The sequence below is a fragment of the Streptomyces mesophilus genome (assembly GCF_040300965.1).
Taxonomy (GTDB): Bacteria; Actinomycetota; Actinomycetes; order Streptomycetales; family Streptomycetaceae; genus Streptomyces; species Streptomyces mesophilus_A.
On the sequence record NZ_JBEPEW010000125.1, the window covers coordinates 1 to 24,582 of the forward strand.

Genomic DNA, 24,582 nt, shown 5'->3' on the forward strand with positions numbered 1-24,582 from the left:
TCACTGTCCCCGCCGCACTCGGCGGTCTCCGCCTCGCCCGTCACGGCGGGCTGTGCGGCGGGGACGGTCGCGGCGGCCGGCGGTGCGCCGGCGGCCAGGGCGAGCGTGAGCAGGACGAGCAGCAGCGCCCGCAGGAGGCCGGGGCGCCGCAGGAGTCCTGGGATCGGGGACGGAACGCTCACAGCACGTCATGTCCCCGCCCCGAGGCGGGGCGCGACGGCGGTCCGGGCAGATCCGCCCGTAAGGCGTACGCCCGGCTGCCTCGTGACTGCTGCGCAGCCTTGTCCGGCCTGCTGCTCGGCGGTCTTCGCGCCTTACCGCTTCGAGGGCTCAGTGCCGTACTGCTTCGCGGCCCCGGCGTCGTACTACTTCGCGGCCCTACTGCTTCGCGGCCCCGGCGTCGTACTACTTCGCGGCCTTGGCCGCCTTCGCCGCCGCTTTGGCCTCCTGCTTGAACGCCCGCACCTTGGCCAGGGATTCGGGCCCCGTGATGTCGGCGGCCGAGCGGTAGGAGTCCTTGTCCCCGTACGAACCCGCCGCCTCGCGCCAGCCCTTGGGCGTCACGCCGTAGCGCTTGCCGAGCACGGCTACAAAGATCTTCGCCTTCTGCTCCCCGTACCCGGGCAGTGCCTTCAGCCGGGCGAGCAGCTCCTTGCCGTCCTTCACCTCGGACCACAAGGCGGTGGCGTCCCCGTCGTACTCGTCGACCAGGTACTGGCACAGCTGCTGGACGCGCTGCGCCATCGAGCCCGGGTAGCGGTGCACGGCCGGCTTGGTCTTGAACAGCTCCGTGAAGGCCTCGGGGTCGTACGCCGCGATCTCATGCGCGTCCAGATCGTCCCGGCCCAGGCGCTCGGCGATCGTGTACGGACCCGTGAACGCCCACTCCATCGGCACCTGCTGGTCGAGCAGCATGCCGACCAGGGCGGCCAGCGGGCTGCGGCCGAGCAGCTCGTCGGCGTCGGGGTTCTGGGCGAGGTGGATCTCGGCGGGCGCGGTCTTGCCGGCTTGTGCGGCGGCCGCTGTCCTGGCCGTGGCTGCCTTGCCGGCAGCGGTTGACTTCTTCGCGCTCGCGGCGGACTTCTTCGCGGTCATACGGCCATGATGTCGCTGCTGTCGGCCGGGTGCGACATCGATGAAGCTGGCCCCATGACCGAGCGCACCGCGGAAGCCAAGCTCGCCGATCTCGTCGCCGCGCACGATGTCGGGCATCTGCAGCAGTGGCTCGACGAGCGTCCCGACCACGAGATCGCCGACGAGATCACCCGCGTGGACCCGGCCACGGCCGGGGTGCTCTTCCGGCTGCTCGACAAGGACCGTGCCTCCGAGGTGTTCGGGGAGCTCGACGGGGTCGAGCAGCAGAAGATCCTCACCGCCGTACGGGACCACGCCTTCCGCGAGCTCGTCGAGGGCATGGACCCGGACGACCGCGCCCGGCTCCTCGGCGAGGCCCCCGCCAACTTCACCCAGCGGGTCCTGGCCGGGCTCAGCCCGCATGAGCGGGAGCTGACGGCGACGCTGCTCGGGTACGAGCCGGGGTCGGTGGGCCGCTTCATGACCCCCGAGGTCGTACGGCTCAAGGAGCACATCACCGTCGGCGAGGCGCTCGACCGCGTACGCCGGGAAGGGCCGGACGCCGAGACGGTCTACACGCTGCCGGTGACCGACGCGGGGCGGCGCCTCATCGGTGTCGTGGGACTGAGGGACCTGGTCCTGGCCGATCCGGCGGACCCGTTGAACGGTCTGGTCGACACGGCTCATCTGCGGGCGCACGCCACCGACACAGCCGAGTCCGCGGCCCGGCTGATGCAGGAGGGCAATCTGCTCGACCTGCCCGTGGTCGACAGCGAGGACCGGCTCGTCGGGCTGCTCACCATCGACGACGCGCTCGAAGTCATCGAGGCCGCCGATACGGAGGACATCGCGCGGCAGGCCGCGGCCAGGCCGCTCGACGGGCACTATCTGACGGCGAGCGTCACCCGGCTCGCGCGCTCGCGGGTGGTGTGGCTGCTGCTCCTGATCGTCGCGGCGACCCTGACGGCCAAGGTGCTCGAAGCCTTCGAGGGGGAGATCGAGCGGGTCACGGCGCTCGCCCTGTTCATTCCGCTGCTCGTCGGGACGGGCGGCAACGTCGGCTCGCAGGCCGCGACCGGGGCCGTGCGCGCCCTCGCGGTCGGTGAAGTGCGGCCGGGGGACGTGCTGAAGGTGGCCTGGCGTGAGTGCCGGGTCGGGTTCCTGCTCGGGGTGATGCTCGGCGCGGTCGGCCTCGTGTTCGCCTGGGTGATCGCCAAGCACGGGGACATCGCGCTGGTCGTGGGGCTCACGCTGGTCGCGGTGTGCGCATGGGCGGCGGTGATCGGCGGGGGCATGCCGCTGCTCGCCAAGAAGCTGGGGATCGACCCGGCGGTGATCTCGGCTCCGCTGGTGACGACGTTCGTGGACGCCACCGGATTGATCATCTACTTCATGATCGCGCGGGTGGTGCTGGGGCTTTAGCGGATGGGGCGTCGTCTCCGTGCGGCCCTGGCATCTCCCGTACGGGATGGCCGCCTCCCTTACGTAAAGGGAACTGGCTCCCGTTAAGCTGGGTGCCATGGACAACGCCCCAGGCACCGTACGCCCCGGCGGCCGCACCGCACGCGTGCGCGCCGCCGTGCTCGACGCGGCCGGCGACGCCCTCGCCGAGCACGGCTTCACGGGGTTCGACCTCGCCGAGGTCGCCCAGCGCGCGGGCGTCGGCAAGACGACGGTCTACCGTCGCTGGGGCAGCGCCACCGCCCTCGTCGCCGATCTGCTCGCCGACATGGCCGAGCAGTCCGAGCCGCGCAGCGACCACGGCGCGCTCCTCGACGATCTGCGCGCGAATGCCCGGCTGGTACGCCGCACCCTCACCGATCCGCGCCAGAGCCGGCTCTTCCGCGCGGTGATCGCGGCGGCGAGCTGCGACGCGTCCGCCGCCGACGCGCTGCACCGCTTCTATGCGGTACGGATCGAGGAGTGGGCGCCGTGCGTCGAACTGGCCGTCCAGCGAGGCGAGTTGCCCACCGGGACGGACGCGCACGAGGTCGTACGGGCCGTCTCGGCCCCCCTCTACTACCGGTTCCTCGCCAGCGGCGATCCGCTTGACGAGGCGGCCGCCGACCGTGCGGCCGAGGCGGCGGTGGCGGCGGCGAAGGCCGGGGTCTTCGTCAAGGGCTGACCACCTCGTGGGCGTACGGAGGCTGAGCCCCCGCCCGTCCACAGGTCACGGCCGCCGCCCGTGCCGCGTACGCGAGGACGTCGTCCCACTCGTCACCGGTCGGCGTGCGGGTCAGGGCGCCGAGCCGATCGAGCCGGTGCAGGAGCGCCGCGTTGACCGTGTCGCCCGCGCCGATCGTGTCCACCACGTCCACGGCCACGCCGGGCACGGTGTGCTCGGCGCCCTCGGCCGTGAGCGCCGTCAGGCCGTCCGCACCACGGGTGAGCACCACCGCCTGGGGGCCCGCGGACAGCCACTGCTTGAGCGCCGTATGGACGGGTGTGCCGTCCGCGAGCCAGGCCGCGTCCTCCTCGGAGAGCTTCAGGAGGCGTACATGGGGGAGCCAGCCGAGGAAGCGGGTGCGGTAGGCGGCCGGGTCCTTGATCAGGCCGGTCCTGATGTTGGGGTCGAGCGCCGTGAACACGCCTTGCGCGGCGGCCCGGCGCAGGAGGTCCTCGTACGCGGTCGCGCCCGGTTCGAGGACCAGGGAGCAGGTGCCGAAGCAGATGGCCCGGGTCGAGTCCGGTAGTGAGGGCGGGAGTTCGAAGAGGCGGTCCGCCGTGCCCTCCGTATAGAAGGAGTACGCGGCCGAGCCGTCCGGATCGATGTGCGCCACCGCGAGCGTGGTCGGCTCGTCGCCCCGCTGTACGAGGGAGGTGTCCACGCCGTCGGTGTGCAGTGCGTCGAGCAGCGCCTCGCCGAAGTGGTCGCGGGAGATGCGGGAGCAGAAGCCGGCGGTTGCCTCCAGCCGGCCGAGGGCGCGGGCGGTGTTGAAGGGGCCGCCGCCGAGCTTTGGTTCGAGGGCGGGCAGGGCGGCGTTGTCGTTCCGCTGCGGCACCAGGTCGATCAGGGCCTCGCCCGCTGAGATGATCACGTGGGTATTTTTCCCCAGTCCCGCCCCTTCCCGAAACCGGGGCTTCGCCCCGGGCTCCCCACGCGGCGGAGCCGCACAATGTCACAGCCGACCTTCGGTCGGATCTGCTCAAGCGCCGCAGGGGCTGAGTGAGGCTCAGCGGGGCCGAGTGGATATCCCTCGCACCGGCGATTCCCCGTCCGCGCCCCGTGCCGATACTGAACACACCCGAACCCGGCCTCCCCACCCAGGAGTTGCCGTATGCCCGAAGCATCCTGGCTGCGTGCCGCCCGCCGTCCCCAAGTGGTGGACATCGCGCTGGCCGCGCTGGTCCTGATCGCCGTCTCGCTGCAGTTCCTGCTGCCCGAGCGCGAGAACGACGACGAGCTGACCTGGCTCGGCTTCCTCTTCGGCGCCGCGACCGCGCTGCCGCTGGTGTGGCGCCGCCGCGCCCCGTACGTCACCGGCGTCCTGGTCGGCGCCGCGACCACCGCGATGACCCTGCACCACGCACCGCCGCCCGACATCGTGTTCGGCGGCTTCGTCGTGCTCTACACCGGCGCCGCGATCGGCACGCCCTGGCCGCGCCGGGCGATGCTCCTCCTGTGGCTGACCGGGGCCTCGGTGTCGATGACGCTCAAGGAGCATGCCGAGCCCTTCGAGTACGCCTTCCATCTGACGAGCCTGCTCGGCGCGTACGGACTGGGCCGGCTCGCCCGGATCCAGCGCGCGTACACCGAGGCCGTGGAGGAGCGGGCGCGCAGACTCGCGTACGAGAGCGAGATGGAGGCCGCGCGGGCCGTCGCCCGCGAACGGGCCCGGATCGCCCGCGACATGCACGACATCCTGGCCCACGCGGTGAGCCTGATGGTGGTGCAGGCGGAGGCCGGTCCGGTCGTCGTGCGCAGCGACCCCTCGCGTGCGGAGGCCGCCTTCGAGGCGATCGCCGGCGCGGGGCGCGATGCCATGTCCCAACTGCGGCGCCTGCTCGGCATATTGAAGGAGCCCCGAGGATCGCTGCCGCCCGAACGCAGTCCGCAGCCGTCGCTCGCGGCCCTCGCCCAGCTCACCGCGCAGGTGGCGGCGGTCGGGCTGCACGTCGAGCAGCTGCAGACCGGGGAGCCGGCCGAGCTGCCCGCGGATGTGGAGGTGGCGGTGTACCGGGTTGTGCAGGAGGCGCTGACCAATACGGTGAAGCATGCGGGGGCCACCAAGGCTATTGTCCAACTCGACTGGGGGATCGACGAGTTGAGGTTGACGGTGCGGGACGACGGGCGGCCGGGGAAGCCCCGGGTCCAGGGTTCGGGGCAGGGGCTGATCGGGATCAGGGAACGGGCCGCGGCCTGCGGCGGTACGGCGGCCACGGGTCCCGGACCCGACGGCGGCTTCTGGGTGATCGTCACGCTGCCCATCGAGACGCAGACGGTCGGATGAGCGTGCGCGTGGTCGTCGCCGACGACCAGGAGCTGGTCCGCAGCGGCTTCTCGATGATCCTCGACGCACAGCCCGACATCGAGGTGGTCGCCGAGGCGGGCGACGGTGCCGAGGCTGTCGACGCGGTCCGTCGGCACACCCCTGACGTGCTGCTTCTCGATATCCGTATGCCGGTCATGGACGGGCTCGAAGCGGCGCGGGTGGTGTGTGCGGAGTCGGCCTGCAAGGTGGTGATGCTGACGACGTTCGACCTCGACGAGTACGTCTACGAGGCGCTCTACGCGGGAGCGAGCGGCTTTCTCCTGAAGGACGTCCGGCGCGACGACCTGGTGCACGCGGTACGGGTGGTCGCCTCCGGTGACTCCCTGCTCGCGCCCTCGGTGACCCGCCGCCTGGTCGCCGATGTCGTACGCAGACGTCGCACCGAATCCGCCACGGAGCCCTCGCCCGCCCGTCTGTCCGTGCTCACCGCCCGCGAGGAGGAGACGCTGCGGCTGCTCGCGCGCGGGCTGACGAACGCGGAGATCGCGGAGGCCTTCGTGGTGAGCGAGCACACGGTGAAGACCCATGTCAGCAATGTGCTCGGCAAGTTGGGGCTCAGGGACCGGGTGCAGGCGGTGATCTGCGCGTATGAGACAGGTCTGGTGATCCCCGGGGCCTGAGGCTCCCCGTGGCGCGAGGCTCGGAGTCCCCCGTACGGGCGACTCCTCCCTCTGCCGGGCGAGAGGGGAACACCGCTCCGACCGGCGATGTGGCCAACTCCCTTTCACAGCAGCCTGAGTGACGTGACCCCGCCGAGGGCGCGGGGACCGTCGCTGGGAGGGACCGTGCTTTCCGCACTCGCCAGGGTGGCCACCCGTCGCCCGCTGACCGTCATCCTGATCTGGCTGCTGCTGCTCGTGGCCGGCTTCGGCCTCGGTACCCGCGTCTTCGGTGACCTCGAAGGAAGCGTCGAGGTCGTCGAGGGCAGCGAATCGCAGCGCACCGAGGAACTGCTCGACCGGCTCTCCACCGAGGGCGCGTCCATCCAGGCGATCGTGGAGTCCGGGGATCTCCCGGGGCTGCGGTCCGAGATCCGTGAAGCCGCCGCGGACGTACGGGAGTTACCGGGTGTCGCCGACGTACCGGAGGGCATGCCGTCCGAGGACGGGCGTGCGCTGCTGATCCCGGTGGAGTTCGGCCAGGGCCTGGCGGACGACGACGAGGAGGAGCTCGCCGAGGAGGTCGCCGAGCGGTTCCATGAGATCGACGGCGCGACCGTGCACGTCAGCGGCGGACCGCTGCTGGGCGTCCAGCTCGGCGGGCAGGCGCAGGAGGACGTGGCGAGCGCCGAGATCATCTCGCTGCCCGTGGTCCTGATCGTGCTGCTGCTGATCTTCGGCGGTCTGCGCGCGGCCGCCCTGCCGCTGGTCGTCACGGTCAGCGGGGTGGCCGGCGCCTTCCTCGCGCTGTACGGCTTCTCGCTCGTGACCGATGTCTCGGTGTACGCGGTGCAGGTCACCACCATGCTCGGGCTCGGACTCGCCGTGGACTACGCCCTGTTGATCGTGGTCCGCTTCCGTGAGGAGCGCGCAACCGCGGAGTCGGTCGAGCAGGCCGTGGAGCGTACGGTCGCGCGGGCCGGGCGGACCGTGCTGTTCTCCGGGCTCACGGTGGCGGTCTGTCTGACCGGTCTGATGGTGTTCCCGAACCTGTTCCTGCGCAGCATGGGACTCGCGGCGGCCGCGGTCGTCGTGGTCGACATGCTCGCCGCGGTCACGCTGCTGCCCGCGCTGCTCACCAAGTTCGGCGGCAAGATCGCGCCCTCCTCCCCGCGCAAGCGGCTCTTCGGCAGGAACTCCGAGCGCGAACCCGGCCATGTCTTCGCCCGCCTCGCCCGCTTCTCGGCCCGCCGCCCGGTCGCGGTGACGGTCGCGGTGGTCGCAGGCCTCGTCCTCCTGGCGCTGCCCGCCACTCGGATGACCATGAACCTTGGCGATGCGCGCCAGCTCAAACAGGGCACGGAGGCCCGGGAGTTGTACGACGCGGTCCGCGCCCACTACCCGGAGGGCACCGGACTCGACCCCGTCAGCGTCGTGATCATGCCGAACGCCGAACCGGACTGCGAACGCAAGATCCGCGCCCTGGAGGGCATCGCCCGCGCCGAGTCCGTGAAGACCGGCAACGGCACCACCCTGCTCGACCTCTACCCGAAGGGCACCGTCGACGGAGCCCAGGCCACCGGCCTGGTCGAGCAGATCCGCGACCTGCGCGGCGCCGAGCCCGTCCATGTCACCGGGAACGCCGCCCACATGGTCGACTTCCGCGCCATGCTGGCCGAACGCGCCCCCTGGGCGATCGTGATCGTCCTCGTCGGCATCTTCGCCCTGCTCTTCGCCTTCACGGGCTCGCTCCTGATCCCCGTACGCACGATCCTGACGACCCTGCTCAGCCTGGGCGCCGCACTCGGCGTGGTCACCTGGGTCTTCCAGGACGGGCATCTGGCCGGGTGGCTGGGCGCCGAGGGTCTCGGCGCGCTGAGCCTGACCGCACCACCGCTGATCATCGCGATCGCGTTCGGACTCGCCATGGACTACGAGCTGTTCATCCTGGCCCGGATGCGCGAGGAGTGGCTGCGCAGCGGCGACCACCGGGCCGCCGTGGTGACGGGCCTGAGGCAGTCCGGGCGCGTGGTCACCTGCGCCGCGCTGCTGCTCGCGATCGTCTTCGGCGCCTTCATGACCGGCAGCTTCTCGCCCATCCTGCAGATCGGCCTCGGCCTGACCCTCGCGGTCCTGATCGACGCGACGGTCGTACGGATGCTCCTGGTCCCGGCGACGATGACGCTGCTCGGAGGCCGGGCGTGGTGGGCTCCGCGGCGGCTGCGCAGGGCGCATGACCGGTACGGCCTGAAGGAGTAAATGGCCCACTGGAGTGGGCATGGATTGTCCTACGGTAGGGAGCCATTGGCTCCCTACCGTAGTGCTCATGACGAACCTGCTCCCGCCCCGCGGACCTCAACGCACCCTCGCCCTGGCCCAGTTGAGCAACTCTGTGGGCGACGGCGCGTACTACGTCACCTCCGCGCTCTACTTCACCCATGTCGTCGGCCTCGACGCCGCGAAGATCGGGCTCGGTCTCACCGTCGCCTGGGCCATCGGCTCGCTGGTCGGGGTCCCGCTCGGACGGCTCGCCGACCGGCGCGGACCGCGCGGGACGGCGGTGCTGCTGGCCGTCGCCACGGCCGCCGCGGTCGCGTCCTTCCTGGTCGTACGCGACTTCCTGCCGTTCCTGCTCGCCGCCTGTGTCTACGCCACCGCCCAGTCCGGACTCGCGGCCGCCCGGCAGGCGTTGCTCGCCGGACTGGTCGCCAAGGAGGAGCGCACCGGAGCGCTCGCCCACCTGCAGTCGACGCTCAACGCGGGGCTCGCGGTGGGCGCCGGACTCGGCGGTGTGGCCCTGTCGTCGGGGACCGACGGCGCGTATCTCACGGTGTTCGCGATCGACGCGGCGAGCTTCCTGGCCTGCGCGTACGTCCTGACGCGGCTGCCCGTCGTCGAGCCCGTACCGGCCGTCGAGGGCGCGAAGCTCGCCGTGCTCCGCGACCGCCCGTACGCCGTCATGACGCTGCTCAACACCGTGCTGCTGCTGAGGATGCCGCTGCTCAGCCTGGGTATCCCGCTGTGGATCACCGAGCGCACCGAGGCTCCCGAGTGGCTGGTGTCGGCCCTGTTCATCCTCAACACGGGTGCCGTGATGCTCTTCCAGGTCCGAACGGCCCGCGCGGTCACGGGACTTGGCACCGCCGCCCGCGCGATCCGTCGCTCCGGTGTGCTGATGCTGCTCACCTGCGGGGTGTTCGCCCTGTCGACCGGGGTGTCGGCCCAGGCCGCGACGGTTGCCCTGATCGGCGGTTCGGTGCTGCTCGTGGTCGCCGAGATGCTGCAGTCGGCCGGCTCCTGGCAGCTCGGCTTCGACCTCGCCCTGCCCGGCCGTATCGGCGAGTACCAGGGCTTCTTCGGTACGGGCGTCACGGTCGCCCGCACCCTCGGCCCACTCCTGCTGACGCTGCTGCTCATCGAGGTCGGCGCGGCCGGGTGGCTGCTGCTCGGCGCACTGATCCTGGCTGCGTCGTACGCGCTCGGTCCGGTGACGCGCTGGGCGGCAGCGACGCGCCCGACCGACGAAACCGTACGGGATCAGGCGCTCAACTAGACGAGGGTGCCGAGCAGTTGGTCCAACGACGCCTCGAGGCGCTCCTCGGACACCTTCAGCTCGCTGCGCAGATGACACAGCAGACTCGGCTGGAACGCGCCGAGCAGCAGATGGGCCAGGACGGGAGCGTCGAGCTCGGGCCGGGCCTCGCGGATCAGCAGCTGCACATGGGTGTGGACGACCCGGTACGGATCGCTCTTGTAGCGGGCCGATGCCGAGGCCTTCTCGGCGGCGAGCAGCAGTTCCTCGGACTCGAGCGTGTGCTTGGCGTACGCGTGCAGAAAGGCCCGCAGCCGCTCGCCGGCCGGAGCGCCGGGGCCGAGCGGGGGCCGGCCGGTCATGAACGCGGCCTGCAGGCGCTGCTCACCGTCGTCGAGCAGCGCGAGCAGCAGGGCCGAGACATCACCGAAGCGCCGGTAGACCGTGCCGACCCCGATGCCGCTGGCGTGCGCGACCCCGTTCATCGTGAGCGCCTTCGCGCCCTGCTCGTCGACGATCCGCGCCGCCGCGTCCAGGATCCGCCGCCGGTTACGGGCGGCGTCGGCGCGCTCGGGGGGCGCCTGGCCGGCCATGGGGAGAAGCGGGGGCTGGTTCATGGCCTGCACATTACGGGAATCGTGCAGAACCGGAAAGCTATCCGGATACCCCTTGCGGAACCGGATTCCCATCCGGTTAACTGTGGCCATCGCCGAAACGGATATGAATCCGTTTCAGATCCCGTACCTCCGGAGGGGTTCGTCATGACCAGCACCGACACCACCGAGACCACCGCGCCGAAGATCGCCGTCGTGTACTACTCCGCCACCGGCAATGTGCACGAGCTCGCCAAGGCCCTCGCCGAGGGCGCCGAGAAGGCGGGCGCCGAGGTCCGGCTGCGACGTGTGGCCGAGCTCGCCCCGGATGCCGCGATCGACTCGAACCCCGCCTGGCGCGCCCATGTCGATGCCATCTCCGACGAGGTGCCGGTCGCCACGCTGGACGACCTGAGCTGGGCGGACGCCTATGCGTTCGGTTCGCCGACCCGCTACGGCAACATCGCGAGCCAGCTCAAGCAGTTCATCGACTCGACGGGTGGCCTGTGGCAGCAGGGCACCTTCCACGACAAGCCCTTCACCGGCTTCTCCTCCGCGCACAACGCGCACGGCGGCAACGAGTCCACGCTGCTCGCCCTGTACAACACGGCCCACCACTGGGGCTCGCTGATCGTCTCCCCCGGCTTCACGGACGCCGCGGTCTACGGCGCCGGCGGCAACCCCTACGGCACGGTGCACGTGGGCAGCAGCGGTGACGTCTCGGACGAGACCCTCGAGGCGGCGCGCTACCAGGGCGAGCGGCTGGCGAAGATCGCGCACAAGCTGGCCGCCTAGTTTCCGGTGGGGCGGACCGCATGAATTTCCGGTGAGGTGGACCGCCTGAGTTTCCGGTGAGGCGGACCGCCTGAATTCCATGTAGGACAGGAACAAGGGCCCTGTAGGACAGGAACTGTCCTACAGGGCTATTAGTCTGCGGTCCATGGAGACATACGAGGACGGCGTCGAGATCCTTGTCCCCGCGAGCGCGGCCGAGTTGGAGGCCTGGTTCGAAGAGCATCACGGGGTTCGGACCGCGCTCTGGGTGAAGATGGCCAAGAAGCACACCGGCATTCCCTCCCTCACCTGGGAGGAACTCGTCGAGCAGGCGCTCTGCTTCGGCTGGATCGACGGCCAGCGCCGCGGCTTCGACGAGTCCTGGTTCGTCCAGAAGGTGACCCCGCGCCGCCCCCGCTCCCTGTGGTCCCAGGTGAACGTGGGCAAGGCGCAGGCGCTCATCGAAGCCGGCCGGATGCGCCCGCGGGGCCTCGTGGAGGTCGAGGCCGCGCGGACGGACGGCCGTTGGGACGCGGCGTACGCCTCACCGAAGAACGCCACCACGCCGCCGGATCTCGTCGAGGCCCTCGCCGCGAACCCGGCGGCGCGGGCGTTCTACGAGACGCTCGGCAAGTCCGACCAGTACGCCCTCTACTTCCGCCTGGTCACCGCGCGCACCGAGAAGACCCGGCTGGCCCGCCTGGAGCGGTTCGTGGCGACGATGGCCGAGGGCCGGAAGATCAACTGACGCTCAGGGTCCGGGCCGGGTCCCTCGGCCGGGGCCGGCCACCGGCTCAGGCCAGCCACCGGCCGTCCCGCATCAGATCCCGCCCTTGGAGCTCGTTCGCCTCGCGCCAGGCCTGGATGCGCCGGGGCGTGACCCGGAACCAGCGGTACGCCTCGGCGTTCGCCTCCTGCCGTGGATCCCAGTCGCTGGCCTGCGCGAACCAGTCGAGCTTCTCCTTGCCCAGCTCCTCGGCGGTGAGGACCTCCACCGAACCGTCGACCATCACGACATCCCGGGTCGGCCCGAGTCCGATCCTGGTCCGGCCCGACGCGGCGAGATAGCGCCCGGTCGGGCTGGTGACGGTGGTCGCGAAGAGCAGCGAGGTGCCGTCCCAGGCGAAGGAGAGCGGTACGAGGAACGGCGCCCCCGTCTGCGGATCCGCACTCGCCACCCACAGATCGACATCCTCTTCGAGCCGCCGCAGCGTGTCACGCTTCCGCTCCTCGGCGCTTCTGGCGGGCGGATTGGCCACGATGTGCCCCCTCGGGTCGACGTGGAGCCGAGGCTAGTTCGCGCGAACGGTCCCGTACACCTTGATCGTGAAGGTCGGTCCCCTCCACCGTCGGCAACTCCGGTCCCTGGCGTTACAGTTCCTTCACACATCACTGGCTCCCGGGGGGGAGCTTGAACAAGCGATGGGGAACTGAATGAGTGGGGATTTCGTGGTGCCGCGCCGTGCCCGGATACGGGCCGGAGCAGCGGCCCTGGCCGTAGCCGCCGTCACCGCCGCGAGCGCCTGGTCGGGTGCGCCGGCCGCGTCGGCGGCGGGCAAGGCGGTCGCATACGGCGGTCAGCAGTGCACGCCGACGGGCACCTTCATCAACTGCCGCATTTTCAAGGGCAAGACAGCGGCCGCGCAGGAGTTCCAGGTTCCGGCCGGAGTGACCGAGCTGGACGTACGGGCCTGGGGTGCCGGTGGCGCCAGCGGTCCGCTCGGTGGGGGCGGCGGCGCCGGGGCCTTCGTCTCCGGCACCGCGAAGGTGACAGCCGGCGAGAAGCTGAAGGTCGTGGCCGCCGCCTACACCTACGGAGACGCGCGAGGTGGAGTGGGCCCCAGCCACTATGCCGACTCCGGAGGCGGCAGCAGCGCCATTCGTTCGGCCGACGGCAGCCCGCTGATCATCGCGGGCGGAGGCGGCGGCTCGGGCGCAGCCGACAGCAACGGCGACCCTCGTGGAGCCGACGCCGGTGCCGCGAACGGTGCGGATGCGCCCAACACCCTCGGCGGCAAGGGTGCCCAGGGTGCGCAGGGAGGCGAGCCCGGCGGCAACGGCTCGGCGGGCCGGAGCCAGGCCGACGGCGGCAACGGCGGCGACGGCGGCGCGGCCACCGGACAGGGTGGTCATGGCGGTGGCGGTGGTGGCGGCGGCTACGCGGGCGGTGGTGGCGGTGGCGGCAATGCCAACAGCCTGGTGTCCGGTGGCGGGGGCGGTGGCAGCAGTTACGCGAACCCGGACCGGGTGACCGACGCGAAGTTCGTCGTCGGCGACAAGGGTGAGGCGCCGCAGCAGGACGACCCGTTCTACTGGGACGGCAATCTCGACTTCGACGAGGACCACACCGCCGCGGGCGGCCACAACTCGAGCGGCGGCACGGGCCGCGTGGTGATCCAGTGGTCGGGCGCGCTGACCGCGGACCTGGCCCCCGTCTCCGGCCAGGACCAGATCTGGGGGCGGAGCGAGGACTTCGACCCGTTCGCCGTCGTCGCGCGCGACAAGGACGGCAAGCCGGTCGAGGGCGTGGCGGTGACGTTCACGTTCGACGACCCGAACCGTGTCGAGCCGCTCTTCGACGCGTACCCGCAGGCTGTGGCCATCGTGGAGACCGACGCGCAGGGCCGCGCCCAGTCGCCCAAGATCTGGTTCTCCGGCGGCAAGCGCGGCACGTTCAAGGTCCGTGCCAAGGCCCAGGGCCAGGAGGCCGTCTTCGACGCGGAGTACAAGCAGGTCGCGTACGACGTGAAGATCACCGCGGGCGACAAGCAGAAGGCCGAAGCGGGCCAGGCCTTCCCCGAAGCGCTCAAGGTGCACGTGACCGAGTCGGGCGAGCCGGCGGCGAACACGCGGGTGCGGTTCCAGCGGTACGGGCAGGACGGGCCGCACTTCGCGGACGATGTCCGGCTGGTCGACGTGAAGACCGACAGCGAAGGCAACGCGACGGCGCCGGAGCTCTTCGCCGGTACGGACGTGGGCCAGAACCACACCCTGTCCGCGCAGGTGGGAGAGGCGGAGGTGTTCTTCACCTTCGAGGTCGTCGAGGCCGCCGACAGCACCGGCGGTTCGGGCGACAGCGGCGGCAGCGGTGAGGCCGGCGGCTCCGGCGACGGCGGTGCCGGCGGCTCCGACTCGGGGACCTCGGGCTCTTCGGACTCGTCGGGTTCCTCGGGTACCTCCGGCTCTTCGGATTCCGACGACGGTCTGCTCGCCTCGACGGGCGGCTGGACGGGCCTCGGCCTGCTGCTCGGGGCGGGCATCGCACTCGTGGGGCTTGGCCTGGGGGCGGTCCGCTTCGTGCCGCGACTGCGCGCGCAGGGCCGGATCTGAGATCTGAACCTGTCACCGAGGGCCCCTGCCGCATGGGCGGCCGGGGCCCTCGCGTATTCGCCGGTCTATCCCCTTGACGTCTGTGGCTAACGGCGTTAGCTTGAGGTTAACAACGTTAGCCACGGTCGAGGGGGACACCATGAACGGAACGCAGGAGCAGTCACAGACCCAGTACCTGGACGTGCCGGGAGGCCGTATCGCGTACAGCGTCTCCGGACCCGAGGGCGGGCACCTCGTCGTCATGGCGCCGGGCATGGGCGATCTGCGTGCCGTCTACCGCTTCGTCGTCCCGCAACTGGTCGCCGCCGGCTACCGCGTGGCCACCATGGACCTGCGCGGCCACGGGGAGAGCAGCACGGGCTGGGACTCCCACACCACCTCGGCGCACGGCGCCGACTACCTCGCCCTGATCCGTCACCTCGGGGGCCCGGCCACCGTGGTGGGCCAGTCCTTCACTCCCGACTCGGCTGTCTCGGCCGCCGCCGAACTCCCCGACCTCGTCACGGGAGTCGTGGCCCTCTCGCCCTGGGCGAACCCGCCGAAGCCGGGCCGGGTGATGGCCGCGGTCACCGGCCTCGTCCTGCGCACCCCGTTCCTGTGGGGGCTCTTCTACTCCTCGCTGTACAAGGCGGACAAGCCCGCGGACTTCAAGGAGTACGTCGCCACCATGAAGTCCCGGCTGCGCGAGCCGGGCCGTACGGCCGCGTTCGTCGCGGTGGGCGACCCGGAGGCCAAGGACTCGGCGGCCCACCGCTCCCAGGTCCACCAGCCGTCCCTGATCCTGATGGGCACCAAGGACCCCGACTTCAAGGACCCGCGTGCGGAGGCGGAGGAGTTCGCGTCGGGGCTCGCGGGCCCGTCGGAGATCGTGATGATCGAGGGCGCGGGCCACTACCCGCAGGCGGAGATGCCGCAGGAGGTGGCGACCGCGCTGCTCGCGTTCCTGGAGAAGACGGCGCGCTGAGCGGGGCGGGCGCCGCCGCTCACCACACCCATGGGACCCCGCCGCTCACCACACCCTTGGAACCCCGCCGCTCACCACACCCCGTGCTGCCCGACGCCGAGCACCATTGACGCCACGGCCAGCGCGAGCATGGTCAGCGCGCCGGCCAAGTCGTAGTCACGGACCCGTAGATGCGCGCCGATCGCGCCGAGGAAGTACAGCACCAGGCCGCACGCCGCGGCAGTGCCGAGCGCCGGTACGGCGAAGCCCGCAAGCAGGCCCAGGGCGCCCGCGCCCATGAGGGCGCCGAGGCGCACCATCCACGAGCGCGGCACACCGAGCCGGTCGGCGATGGCCCCGACCGCTTCGTGACCGGTGAAGTCGGCGTAGGCCCCGGCGGCGTTCGCCACGATGGTGAGCGAAGTGACGGTGACGTAAGCGGCGAACATGGTGCGGCTCCTGCGGCTCGAAACGGAGGTCGTCCCTGGCCTCCGACTCTGCTCGCATGCCGCTCCCCTGATCCAATACCTGTCCTCATAACCTGGCGGCATGGACGTGGACACCAGGCTCCTGCGCTACTTCGCCGCCGTCGCCGAAGAGGGGCATCTGACCCGCGCCGCCGAGCGGTTGTACGTGTCGCAGCCCGCGCTGACCAAGCAGATCAGGCAGCTGGAGAAGCAGCTCGGGGTCCAGCTCTTCGTCCGTACGCCGGCCGGCATGACGCTGACCGGGCCGGGGGAGACACTGGCCGCCCGGGTGCCGGCGATCCTGGACGATCTGTCCGATGCGGTGCGGCGGACACGGCACACGGCCCGGCGTGCGGAGCGGGTGCTGCGGGTCGGCTTCCTGGCCGGGGCCGCGGGGGAGGCCACGCAGGAGATCATCGCCGCGTTCGGGCGCCGCCGGCCGGGCTGGCGGGTGGAGATGCGGCATGCGTCCTGGTCCGCGCCGACCGCGGACCTGACGGCCGGCGATGTGGAGGTGGCGCTGCTGCCGCTCCCGCTGCCGGGCCAGCAGGGGCTACGGGTGGAGGTGCTCCTCACGGAGCCGCGCTGCGTCGTGCTGCCCGCCGCCCATCCCCTGGCGGCACGCGAGGAACTCGCCTTCCGCGAACTGTGGGACGAACCGTTCGTGGCGGCTCCCGTGGCGGCGGGCACCTGGCGCGACTACTGGCTGGCGACGGACGCGCGCGAGGGCCGCGAGCCGCGTATCGGTGCTGTGGCCGACAATCCGGACGACTGGCTCAGCGCCGTCGCGGGCGGCCACGGCATCGCACTCGCCCCGGAATCCGCCGCCCGCTACTACGCCCGCCCGGGAGTCGCGTACCGGCCGCTCACGGGGGTCGCGCCGAGCTCGGTGGCCGTGGTGTGGAGGCCTGTGGCCGATGCGGATCCGCTGGTGCAGGACTTCGTGCGCTGCTGTCTGGAGCAGCGGCAGCAGGGCTGAGCGCAGGCGGAAGGACTGAGCTTGGTCGGTCCGGTCGGTCCGGTCAGTCCGGTCAGCCCGGTCAGCCCGGTCAGCCCGTCAGTCCGGTCACTCCGGCCGGTCCGGCTTGTGGCGCTGGTAGTAGCGGGCCACGCGGGTGCGGTTGCCGCAGCGGGAGGGGGAGCACCAGCGGCGCCTGGGGTGGGCGGGCAGGAACAGCAGGACGCAGTCCTCGGCCTCGCACTTCTTGATCTTCGCTGCGCCCGGCCCGGACAGGAGGTCCACGGCGTCCTCCGCGAAGACGGCGGCGAGCGCGGCCGCCGGCGAGCCGATGCGACGGGCCACGGCCCTCAACTCACCCTCTTCCCAGCCCAGTTCGCGGATACGTGGGGCCGCACCCTGGGCGGTGGCCAGACCGCGCAGCGCCGAAGCGGGCGGCTCGGTGCCGTCGAGCAGGGCCTGCACCACCGCGTCCACATCCGCGCGTACGGCATGCAGGGCAGCGAGCCCGGCCGCCGTCGGCGCGCGGCCCCGCACCTCGGCGGGCAGGCGGTCGGCCTCCGCGGCCAGCCAGGCGGCCAGTTGCCGCGGGGTGCCGATCAGGTCGGTACGGCCGCCGGGGCCGGCCGGCCGGGTGTTGGCCAGATCGAGGGCGAGGGGCTCGCCGGTCAACGGTGCGGGCTCTTCCATGCCGCTAATGCTACATCGAAGGGTTGACGCATTAGCCAGCCGCACGGTAGATCTGACGCATCGACCTAATGCATCATCCGGCAGAGAAGGCATGTGACATGACGACGATCGCCGCACAGTCCCCCGACCGGCCGCAGTCCGACCAGCCGCAGTCCGACCGGTCGCCGTCCGACCGGCAACAGCCCGACCGGTCGCAGTCCAACCGCTCGCAGCCCTCCCCGCCGCCGCTCGCCTTGCCCGCCCGAACTGCCCACCGCCGTACGGTCGTCGAGGGCGTGGACGTCTTCTACCGGGAGTCCCTCCCCGAGCGTGCCGACGCACCCGTCCTGCTGCTCCTGCACGGATTCCCGTCCGCATCGCACCAGTTCCGGCGCCTCATCGACACCCTCGGCCGGCATTACCGTCTGATCGCTCCGGACTACCCCGGCTTCGGCCACACCCGCGCTCCCGAAGGGTTCACGTACACCTTCGACCGCCTCGCCGAGATCGTCGACGGCTTCACCGAGAACCTCGGACTGACCCGCTATGCGCTCTACCTCTTCGACTTCGGCGCCCCCGTCGGCTTCCGCCACGCGCTGTGCCACCCGGAGCGGGTCACCGGCCTGGTCGTGCAGAACGGCAACGCGTACGAAGAGGGCCTCTCCCCGGCGGCCCGCGACTTCACGGCGCTCACCCCGGACACACCCGGCGCCGAAGAGACCGTCCTCGGTCTGTTCACCCTCGATGCCACCCGTGCCCAGTACGAGGGCGGCACTCTCGCCCCCGAACTCGTCGCCCCCGAGGGCTGGTTGCTCGACCAGCACTTCCTCGACAGGCCTGGCCGCAAGCAGGCCCAACTCGCCCTCGCGTACGACTACAAGAGCAATGTCGTCGCGTATCCGGCCTGGCAGGCCTGGCTGCGCGAGCACCGGCCGCCGACGCTGATCACCTGGGGCACGAACGACCCCTTCTTCCCCGCCCCCGGCGCCCACGCCTACCTGCGCGACGTCCCGTCCGCCGAACTCCACCTTTTCGAGACCGGCCACTTCGCCCTCGAGGACCACCTGCCGTCCATCGCCCCGCTGATTGCGGACTTCCTGGAGCGGCTGCCCGCGTGAACCGCCGCGGCCCTGGAGGCCGGGTGTCGCGTTGCGCATGGGTGACGGTCTTCGTACGCTCTCCCCGGATCACCACCGGTGGTCAAGTGGCCTGAAAAATGGGGGCGTTGGGAGTGTCGGACGGGGCGGATCGGGTGGTCGGCGGGCGGTACCGGCTCGTCGGACAGCTCGGTGAGGGTGGGTTCGGCCGGGTGTGGAAGGCGCACGACGAGGCGCTCGATGTCCATGTCGCGGTCAAGGAAGTGCGCCTGCCGCAGCAGGCGGGCTCGGAGGCGGAGCAGCAGGGCCGTGTGGTCCGCGCGGCCCGGGAGGCCCGTAACGCGGCCCGCCTGCGCGACCATCCGCATATCGTCGCGGTCCATGACGTGGTCGTCGAGGACGGGACTCCCTGGATCGTGATGCGCCTGGTCGACGGGTGCTCGCTCGAGGAACGCCTGCGCGCTGACGGGCCGTTGCCCGCGTCCCTCGTGACCGAGGCGGCCACCGCACTCCTCAAGGCGCTCAAGGCGGCCCACGCCGCCGGCGTCGTGCACCGCGACCTCAAGCCCGCCAACGTGATGCTCACCGACGACGGCCAGGTGCTCCTAGCCGACTTCGGCATCGCGGTCCACGAGACCGACACCCGCCTCACCGCCACCGGAGGGGTGATCGGCTCCGCCGAGTACATGGCCCCCGAGCGTCTCAACGGCAGCCAGGACAGGGCCGCCGGCGATCTGTTCTCGCTGGGGGTCACCTTGTACGAGGCGGCCGAGGGCGTCTCCCCGTTCCGCCGCGACACCCCCACCGCCACCATGGCGGCCGTCGCCCTGCAGGACCCTCCGACGATGCGGCACGCCGATCCCGTACTGGCGGCAGTGATCACCGCTCTGCTGGCCAAGGACCCGGAAGACCGCCCCGCCGTCGACACCACGCTCGCCATGCTCCGCGCGGCGGCCGCGACCACGGTGCCGACGACCTCCGAGCTGACCTCAACCGCCCCGACGTCCACCGAGCCGAGGTCAACCGACCCGACGTCCACCGACCCGGCGACCACAGCGCGGTTGGCCGCCGCGCCCACCGTGGGCCCGGGTCCGGCCCACCCGCCCGGTCCCCCGCCCCTCCTCGCCGAGGAACGCCGGCGCATCCGTGAACACGAGCGCCCGGCGGACCGGTACCGCATCGCCGTCTACTGGTTCCTCACCCTGTTCACCCTGGTCTGCGCGAGCACCGCCATCACGATGGGGGTCGCATCGGACGACTTGTACGGGGACTACAGCTCGTCGTCCGAGGGCTATCCGGTCCCGTCCGAAAGCGAATACGCCGAGTACGACGAGATCTTCAGCTGGCTGTTCGCCGCCCAAGTGGCCCTGGGCGTGGGCCTGGTGACGTGCTGGGTGCTCTGGTTCGCCCGGGTGCGCGCCTTCGCCGACCGGTTCGCCCCGGGACGCCTGCGCTACCGCCCGCAGACAGCGATCACCAGCTGGTTCATCCCGCTCGGCAACCTCGTCCTGCCCAAGCAGATCGCCGACGACATCTGGCACGCCTCGAGCCCGTCCGGCAACGGCAGGACGCCGGCCCCGGCCGGTCTGCTGCACACCTGGTGGGTCGCCTGGCTGGTCATCCTGCTGACCTGGCCTCTCATGTGGACGCCCTGGTGGTACCTGGTCGGCAGCCACACCGAGCACCGCACGTACACCGACTCGACCGACGGCCCGCTCAACTACGTGACGGACCTGACGTACGACTTCGGCCCGCTCCACTGGATCAGCTTCACCGGCCACGCCCTGACCCTGCCCGCCGCCATCATCACCGCCCTCTACGTCCGCCGCCTGACGACCATGCAAACAGCCAAACTGCGCGGCTGAGAACCCGACCGCCGAGTTCGGGAGCTAGTCGGGCAGCAGACTGAAGCCGAGCAGTACGGCGGCTTCGACGCGCACCGTTCCGGGAGCGAAGACGCCGTCGGATTCGGGATCGCCTCCCATGCGACTCCCGTGACTGCGCAGCCCGACCGATTCCGGGTCGACGTCCTGAATATGTACGACGCGGCCAAGCCGTACATCGCAGGCGTGCGCGTAGACCTCAGCCTTGCGCCGTGCGGCCTCGACCGCCCTGCGGCGGGCCTCATCCCGGAGGGCCGGCTTGTCGAGGACGTCGAAGTGCACCTCGTCGACCCGGTTGGCGCCGGCGCGGACCGCGTCCTCGATCAGAACGTCGAGCCGGTCAAGTGCTTCGGTCTGCACGGTGTACGTCGCCTCGCACCGATAACCGAGGAACGTCCGGTCCGCCCCGTAGCCCTTGAACTCCGACTGGAGGGCGAGGCGTGACCCGGATACCTCGGAGTCGGGTATCCCGTGCTCCCGCAGGACACTCCGCAGCCTGACGACGGCTGCTCCAGCCTGTGCAAAGGCCTCCTTGGGTGTCGGTGCCACGAGGTCGACCGCAAGTTTCGCCTGAGCGAGCCGGGGCTCCGCAGACACGTTCCCCGCGCCGAGCACGCTGAGCCCCCAGGGCTCCCTGATCTCTGCCATTCGAGGATCGAATCAGTAACGTCCCCTTGTTGCAACGGACTTGAAAACCGTCGTGGGCGAAGCGGTCCACCGCAGGTGGAAGCAGCTGCCGTTACAGGGCGGAGCGGGTGCCCCCAGGCACCTATTCGTAGGGCAGCAGCGTGGCCGCAGCCTGCTGCTGCTTCAGCGTTACCCGTGTGATCGATCCGGCATCGGCAATGAAGAGATCGGGGACGTGGTCTTCGAGGAAGCGGAGGGAGCCCACGGTCCCGATGGTCGTCGTCCGGGCGCCGAGCCAGGTCAGCAGGGAATCCAGCTGCGAGAACCCGTCGGGGTGGACTTCCTGGCGGACGGTGAGAGACCAGCCGCGCCTTCCGTGCTGCAGGTCACCGGTCAGGGTGCCGCCGATGCGCGTCGCGGGGCCGCGATCGCAGAACAGTGGCCAGTTGTCCGGATCGTCCATGTCACCGGGAGGGTCACGGTCCTCCGCGCCCAACTGCCGGCGCAATACGCTGAGTTCGCCGTCGCTCAGATCACCGGGAAGGTCCAGTGAGAGCTGGAGCTCGAAGAGGTCGCTCATTCAGTCCCGCCAATCGTCCGCCGCTCCTGGAGCACCTGACCGTACGACGTGTGACAGCGGCCGGTGGCCGGCAGGGCCCGCATCTCGTCGATGATGCGGCCGTGGCGCGCTCCCGGATCGGCCGCCGGGTGTGGTGCCACCACACGCCGGACTGGGCACACCGATCTACTGGTCGGACACCTTCGTGAGCGCCAGGGACCACGACCCATCCGGAAGGCTGAACTCCACCTTGCCTCCGCCGCGCGCGTAGAGCTGGACACCGGAGACCTCGCCGATGCCACGCTCCTCGATGTCCAGGTAGATGAAGTCGCCGAAGAGGCCGTCGTCTTCGAACTCCCATTGGCCGTGGAAATCTTCGGGGTCGGAGTGCTCGTCTGTCGACAGATCAGTGGCGGTGAACGTGCCGTCGGAATCGAGCGCGATCTCGCCGCCGGTCTTGCCGTTGCGGTACACGCCGGGAAGCTCGTCGGGGTCGGCCGAGAACGCACACCCTGAGATGAGTACCGAAGCAGCGCCCAGTACAGCGACGAACCACCGTCCGACCATCCGCCTGCTCATCCTGTCCCCCTGATCATCACGGCCCCAAGGCCCCACGGCTCAAGCACGCTGTACTTGCCGAACCAGATCTTGAACGCGTTCAAAACGCATGTCAAGCGTGAGTGGTGGTGTGACTTGCTTGGTTCAGCGCAACGGAAGCTCGTGGGGCTCCGCAGGGTCCGACTCGGACAGGAGCCGAGACGGAAGCTGTGACGGAAGCTGAGACGGGGAACGCCAGAGGGCCGGACCGCTTACGCGGTCCGGCCCTCTGGTCAGGCGGAGGATACGAGATTCGAACTCGTGAGGGGTTGCCCCCAACACGCTTTCCAAGCGTGCGCCCTAGGCCACTAGGCGAATCCTCCGCGGCAAACAATACAAGACGTTGAGGAGTGCTCGCGAACCCGTTCCCGGAGGTCCGGTGGGTGATCGGGGCGGGCTCGTTCGCAGCCCTCCGTATCGGGTACCCTTGGCGCAGCCCCTCACGTGGCGCTATCTGACTGAACTCCCCCAGGGCCGGAAGGCAGCAAGGGTAGGTTGGCTCTGGCGGGTGCGTGGGGGGCGCTTGCGTTCCCGGTGCGCATCGCGGGTCCTGCCCAGACGCATCGCGGGTCCTGCCCAGACGCGTCGAGGGTCCTGCCCGGTGCATCGCCGCGGGCCCGGCGGACCGTGCCGGACGCCTTTCGGTCCGGGCTGTCAGTGCGGGCCGATAACCTCGTATGTGTGTCGTCCCTTGCGCTGTACCGCCGTTATCGCCCGGAGTCGTTCGCCGAGGTCATCGGGCAGGAGCATGTGACCGACCCGCTGCAGCAGGCGCTGCGGAACAACCGGGTCAACCATGCCTACCTGTTCAGTGGCCCGCGCGGCTGCGGCAAGACGACGAGCGCGCGCATCCTGGCCCGCTGTCTCAACTGTGAGCAAGGTCCCACTCCCACGCCCTGCGGTGAGTGCCAGTCGTGCCGGGACCTGGCCAGGAACGGGCCGGGTTCGATCGACGTCATCGAGATCGACGCCGCCTCGCACGGTGGTGTGGACGATGCGCGGGATCTGCGCGAGAAGGCCTTCTTCGGACCGGCCAGCAGCCGCTACAAGATCTACATCATCGACGAGGCCCACATGGTCACCTCGGCGGGCTTCAACGCCCTCCTGAAGGTGGTCGAGGAGCCCCCGGAGCACCTCAAGTTCATCTTCGCGACGACCGAGCCCGAGAAGGTCATCGGGACCATCCGGTCGCGTACGCACCACTACCCGTTCCGGCTCGTGCCGCCCGGCACCCTGCGCGAGTACCTGGCGGAGGTCTGCGGGCGCGAGAAGGCGCCGGTCGAGGACGGGGTGCTGCCGCTGGTCGTGCGCGCGGGCGCCGGTTCCGTACGAGACTCGATGTCCGTCATGGACCAGCTGCTCGCCGGTGCTGGCGACGACGGTGTGACGTATGCCATGGCGACCTCGCTGCTCGGTTATACGGACGGTTCGCTGCTCGACTCCGTCGTCGAGGCCTTCGCCGCGGGCAATGGCGCGGGGGCCTTCGAGGTGGTGGACCAGATCATCGAGGGCGGCAACGATCCACGCCGCTTCGTGGCCGATCTGCTCGAGCGGCTGCGGGATCTGGTGATCCTGGCGGCGGTTCCTGATGCGGCCGAGAAGGGCCTGATCGACGCGCCCTCCGATGTCATCGAGCGGATGCAGGCCCAGGCGCGGAACTTCGGCGCCGCCGAGCTGAGCCGCGCGGCCGACCTGGTCAACGAAGGACTGACCGAGATGCGCGGCGCCACTTCACCGCGCCTCCAGCTCGAGCTGATCTGCGCGCGGGTGCTCCTTCCCGCGGCATACGACGATCAGCGCTCCATGCTGGCCAGGCTCGACCGCCTCGAGCGGGGCGGCGCGGGCGGCGGAGGCGGCGGCGGCTTCGCGGGCGGAGGACAGGGCGCGGGGCAGGGCGCGGGACAGATGCCCGCCATGGCGTACGTCCCCGGCCCCGACGCCCATGCTCCGCTGGACGCCTCCGGGGGCGCTCCGGTGCCGCCCGGCGGTGGCGCGGCCGGGGCCCGGGCGGCGGTGCGGGGTGCTTCGGGCGGCGGTGCTCCGGCCGCCCAGGCGCCCCAGGCACCGGCCCCGGATCCCGCACCTGCACCCGCCGCACCCGCACCTGCCACCCCCGCCCCGACGCCTGCTCCCGCGCAGACCCCGCCCGCCCAGACCGCACCCGCCCAGACCGCACCCGCCGACCCTCCGGCCTCCCGCCCCGGCGCCTGGCCGGGAGCCGCGACCCCCGGGTCCGGCACCCAGACCGGCGCCGCGTCCGCACCCTCCGGCGGCGCCCCCGCCGCACCGGCCGAGCGCCGCCCCGGCGGCAGGCCCACCGCGGCATCGGCGGGCAGCGGCACGAGCGCCCCGAGCAGCCCCGGCACCCCGCCGTCCCGCCCCCAGAC

The 24,582-nt window shown here is 71.1% G+C and carries 24 protein-coding genes, 1 tRNA gene and 1 other RNA gene; 15 read left to right on the forward strand and 11 right to left on the reverse strand.

Features of this window, described 5'->3' with window-relative positions:
• Together ABT367_RS31790 and ABT367_RS31795 are read right to left on the reverse strand one after the other, a co-directional pair.
• A partial coding sequence (locus ABT367_RS31790; protein WP_352256734.1) for a hypothetical protein occupies positions 1-182 on the reverse strand: 182 nt, incomplete at its 3' end.
• Positions 183-405: 223 nt separating this feature from the next.
• Positions 406-1,095 (reverse strand): HhH-GPD-type base excision DNA repair protein, encoded by a 690-nt coding sequence (locus ABT367_RS31795; RefSeq protein ID WP_352256735.1) that lies wholly within the window; start codon positions 1,093-1,095, stop codon positions 406-408.
• Positions 1,096-1,149: 54 nt separating this feature from the next.
• Between ABT367_RS31795 and mgtE the strand changes: the two genes are divergently transcribed.
• Complete coding sequence (gene mgtE / locus ABT367_RS31800; RefSeq protein ID WP_352256736.1) at positions 1,150-2,496, forward strand: magnesium transporter; 1,347 nt, start codon at positions 1,150-1,152, stop codon at positions 2,494-2,496.
• A gap of 97 nt (positions 2,497-2,593) precedes the next feature.
• On the forward strand, positions 2,594-3,199 hold the full coding sequence (locus ABT367_RS31805; RefSeq protein WP_352256737.1) for a TetR/AcrR family transcriptional regulator: 606 nt from the start codon (positions 2,594-2,596) through the stop codon (positions 3,197-3,199).
• Here ABT367_RS31805 and ABT367_RS31810 read toward each other — a convergent pair.
• A complete protein-coding gene (locus ABT367_RS31810; protein WP_352256738.1) occupies positions 3,189-4,112 on the reverse strand; it encodes a carbohydrate kinase family protein in 924 nt (307 codons plus the stop codon). The two genes, ABT367_RS31805 and ABT367_RS31810, sit on opposite strands and share 11 nt — an antisense overlap.
• Before the next feature lie 240 nt (positions 4,113-4,352).
• Between ABT367_RS31810 and ABT367_RS31815 the strand changes: the two genes are divergently transcribed.
• The 4 genes from ABT367_RS31815 to ABT367_RS31830 all read left to right on the forward strand — a co-directional run bounded on the left by ABT367_RS31815 (position 4,353) and on the right by ABT367_RS31830 (position 9,719).
• Positions 4,353-5,525, forward strand: a complete 1,173-nt coding sequence (locus ABT367_RS31815) for a sensor histidine kinase (protein WP_352256739.1) — start codon at positions 4,353-4,355, stop codon at positions 5,523-5,525.
• A complete protein-coding gene (locus ABT367_RS31820) occupies positions 5,522-6,187 on the forward strand; it encodes a response regulator transcription factor (RefSeq protein ID WP_352256740.1) in 666 nt (221 codons plus the stop codon). The genes ABT367_RS31815 and ABT367_RS31820 overlap by 4 nt, the downstream gene beginning before the upstream one ends.
• A gap of 165 nt (positions 6,188-6,352) precedes the next feature.
• Entirely contained in the window at positions 6,353-8,425 is a 2,073-nt protein-coding gene (locus ABT367_RS31825) for an MMPL family transporter (RefSeq protein WP_352256741.1), read from the forward strand.
• A gap of 67 nt (positions 8,426-8,492) precedes the next feature.
• Positions 8,493-9,719, forward strand: coding sequence for an MFS transporter (locus ABT367_RS31830; protein WP_352256742.1), 1,227 nt, complete (start codon positions 8,493-8,495; stop codon positions 9,717-9,719).
• On the opposite strand, the gene ABT367_RS31835 is transcribed toward ABT367_RS31830, so the two are convergent.
• Positions 9,716-10,315 carry a TetR/AcrR family transcriptional regulator gene (locus tag ABT367_RS31835; RefSeq protein ID WP_352256743.1) on the reverse strand — a complete coding sequence of 200 codons (600 nt, stop codon included), beginning with the start codon at positions 10,313-10,315 and terminating at the stop codon, positions 9,716-9,718. The two genes, ABT367_RS31830 and ABT367_RS31835, sit on opposite strands and share 4 nt — an antisense overlap.
• 144 nt (positions 10,316-10,459) lie before the next feature.
• On the opposite strand from ABT367_RS31835, the gene wrbA reads away from it, so the two are divergent.
• Entirely contained in the window at positions 10,460-11,086 is a 627-nt protein-coding gene (gene wrbA, locus ABT367_RS31840; RefSeq protein WP_352256744.1) for an NAD(P)H:quinone oxidoreductase, read from the forward strand.
• Between the two features lie 145 nt (positions 11,087-11,231).
• Complete coding sequence (locus tag ABT367_RS31845) at positions 11,232-11,813, forward strand: YdeI/OmpD-associated family protein (RefSeq protein WP_352256745.1); 582 nt, start codon at positions 11,232-11,234, stop codon at positions 11,811-11,813.
• Positions 11,814-11,859: 46 nt separating this feature from the next.
• On the opposite strand, the gene ABT367_RS31850 is transcribed toward ABT367_RS31845, so the two are convergent.
• Positions 11,860-12,324 carry a pyridoxamine 5'-phosphate oxidase family protein gene (locus ABT367_RS31850; RefSeq protein WP_352256746.1) on the reverse strand — a complete coding sequence of 155 codons (465 nt, stop codon included), beginning with the start codon at positions 12,322-12,324 and terminating at the stop codon, positions 11,860-11,862.
• Between the two features lie 175 nt (positions 12,325-12,499).
• On the opposite strand from ABT367_RS31850, the gene ABT367_RS31855 reads away from it, so the two are divergent.
• Complete coding sequence (locus ABT367_RS31855) at positions 12,500-14,395, forward strand: hypothetical protein (protein ID WP_352256747.1); 1,896 nt, start codon at positions 12,500-12,502, stop codon at positions 14,393-14,395.
• A gap of 139 nt (positions 14,396-14,534) precedes the next feature.
• Complete coding sequence (locus tag ABT367_RS31860) at positions 14,535-15,359, forward strand: alpha/beta fold hydrolase (RefSeq protein ID WP_352256748.1); 825 nt, start codon at positions 14,535-14,537, stop codon at positions 15,357-15,359.
• A 71-nt stretch (positions 15,360-15,430) separates the two neighbouring features.
• Here the strand turns inward: ABT367_RS31860 and ABT367_RS31865 are convergent, their stop codons facing one another.
• Positions 15,431-15,787 carry a DoxX family protein gene (locus tag ABT367_RS31865; RefSeq protein WP_352256749.1) on the reverse strand — a complete coding sequence of 119 codons (357 nt, stop codon included), beginning with the start codon at positions 15,785-15,787 and terminating at the stop codon, positions 15,431-15,433.
• Positions 15,788-15,887: 100 nt separating this feature from the next.
• On the opposite strand from ABT367_RS31865, the gene ABT367_RS31870 reads away from it, so the two are divergent.
• Positions 15,888-16,784 (forward strand): LysR family transcriptional regulator, encoded by an 897-nt coding sequence (locus ABT367_RS31870; RefSeq protein ID WP_352256750.1) that lies wholly within the window; start codon positions 15,888-15,890, stop codon positions 16,782-16,784.
• Between the two features lie 87 nt (positions 16,785-16,871).
• On the opposite strand, the gene ABT367_RS31875 is transcribed toward ABT367_RS31870, so the two are convergent.
• Positions 16,872-17,453, reverse strand: a complete 582-nt coding sequence (locus ABT367_RS31875) for a CGNR zinc finger domain-containing protein (RefSeq protein ID WP_352256751.1) — start codon at positions 17,451-17,453, stop codon at positions 16,872-16,874.
• 98 nt (positions 17,454-17,551) lie between these two features.
• On the opposite strand from ABT367_RS31875, the gene ABT367_RS31880 reads away from it, so the two are divergent.
• Positions 17,552-18,550 (forward strand): alpha/beta fold hydrolase, encoded by a 999-nt coding sequence (locus tag ABT367_RS31880; protein ID WP_352256752.1) that lies wholly within the window; start codon positions 17,552-17,554, stop codon positions 18,548-18,550.
• A gap of 113 nt (positions 18,551-18,663) precedes the next feature.
• Positions 18,664-20,394: a protein kinase domain-containing protein gene (locus tag ABT367_RS31885; protein ID WP_352256757.1), complete on the forward strand. Its 1,731-nt coding sequence runs from the start codon at positions 18,664-18,666 to the stop codon at positions 20,392-20,394.
• 24 nt (positions 20,395-20,418) lie between these two features.
• On the opposite strand, the gene ABT367_RS31890 is transcribed toward ABT367_RS31885, so the two are convergent.
• The 4 genes from ABT367_RS31890 to ABT367_RS31905 all read right to left on the reverse strand — a co-directional run bounded on the left by ABT367_RS31890 (position 20,419) and on the right by ABT367_RS31905 (position 22,518).
• The gene (locus ABT367_RS31890) at positions 20,419-21,060 is read right to left on the reverse strand and encodes an SIMPL domain-containing protein (protein WP_352256753.1); all 642 of its coding nucleotides are present in this window, start codon (positions 21,058-21,060) and stop codon (positions 20,419-20,421) included.
• Between the two features lie 121 nt (positions 21,061-21,181).
• Positions 21,182-21,619: a hypothetical protein gene (locus tag ABT367_RS31895; RefSeq protein WP_352256754.1), complete on the reverse strand. Its 438-nt coding sequence runs from the start codon at positions 21,617-21,619 to the stop codon at positions 21,182-21,184.
• Between the two features lie 165 nt (positions 21,620-21,784).
• Positions 21,785-22,177 (reverse strand): hypothetical protein, encoded by a 393-nt coding sequence (locus tag ABT367_RS31900; protein WP_352256755.1) that lies wholly within the window; start codon positions 22,175-22,177, stop codon positions 21,785-21,787.
• A 256-nt stretch (positions 22,178-22,433) separates the two neighbouring features.
• A tRNA-Ser gene (locus ABT367_RS31905) sits at positions 22,434-22,518 on the reverse strand.
• A 108-nt stretch (positions 22,519-22,626) separates the two neighbouring features.
• Between ABT367_RS31905 and ffs the strand changes: the two genes are divergently transcribed.
• Both ffs and ABT367_RS31915 read left to right on the forward strand, forming a co-directional pair.
• Positions 22,627-22,725: signal recognition particle sRNA small type (gene ffs / locus ABT367_RS31910), an RNA gene on the forward strand.
• Between the two features lie 151 nt (positions 22,726-22,876).
• Positions 22,877-24,582, forward strand: a 1,706-nt coding sequence (locus ABT367_RS31915; RefSeq protein ID WP_352256756.1) for a DNA polymerase III subunit gamma and tau, incomplete at its 3' end; no start/stop codon positions are given.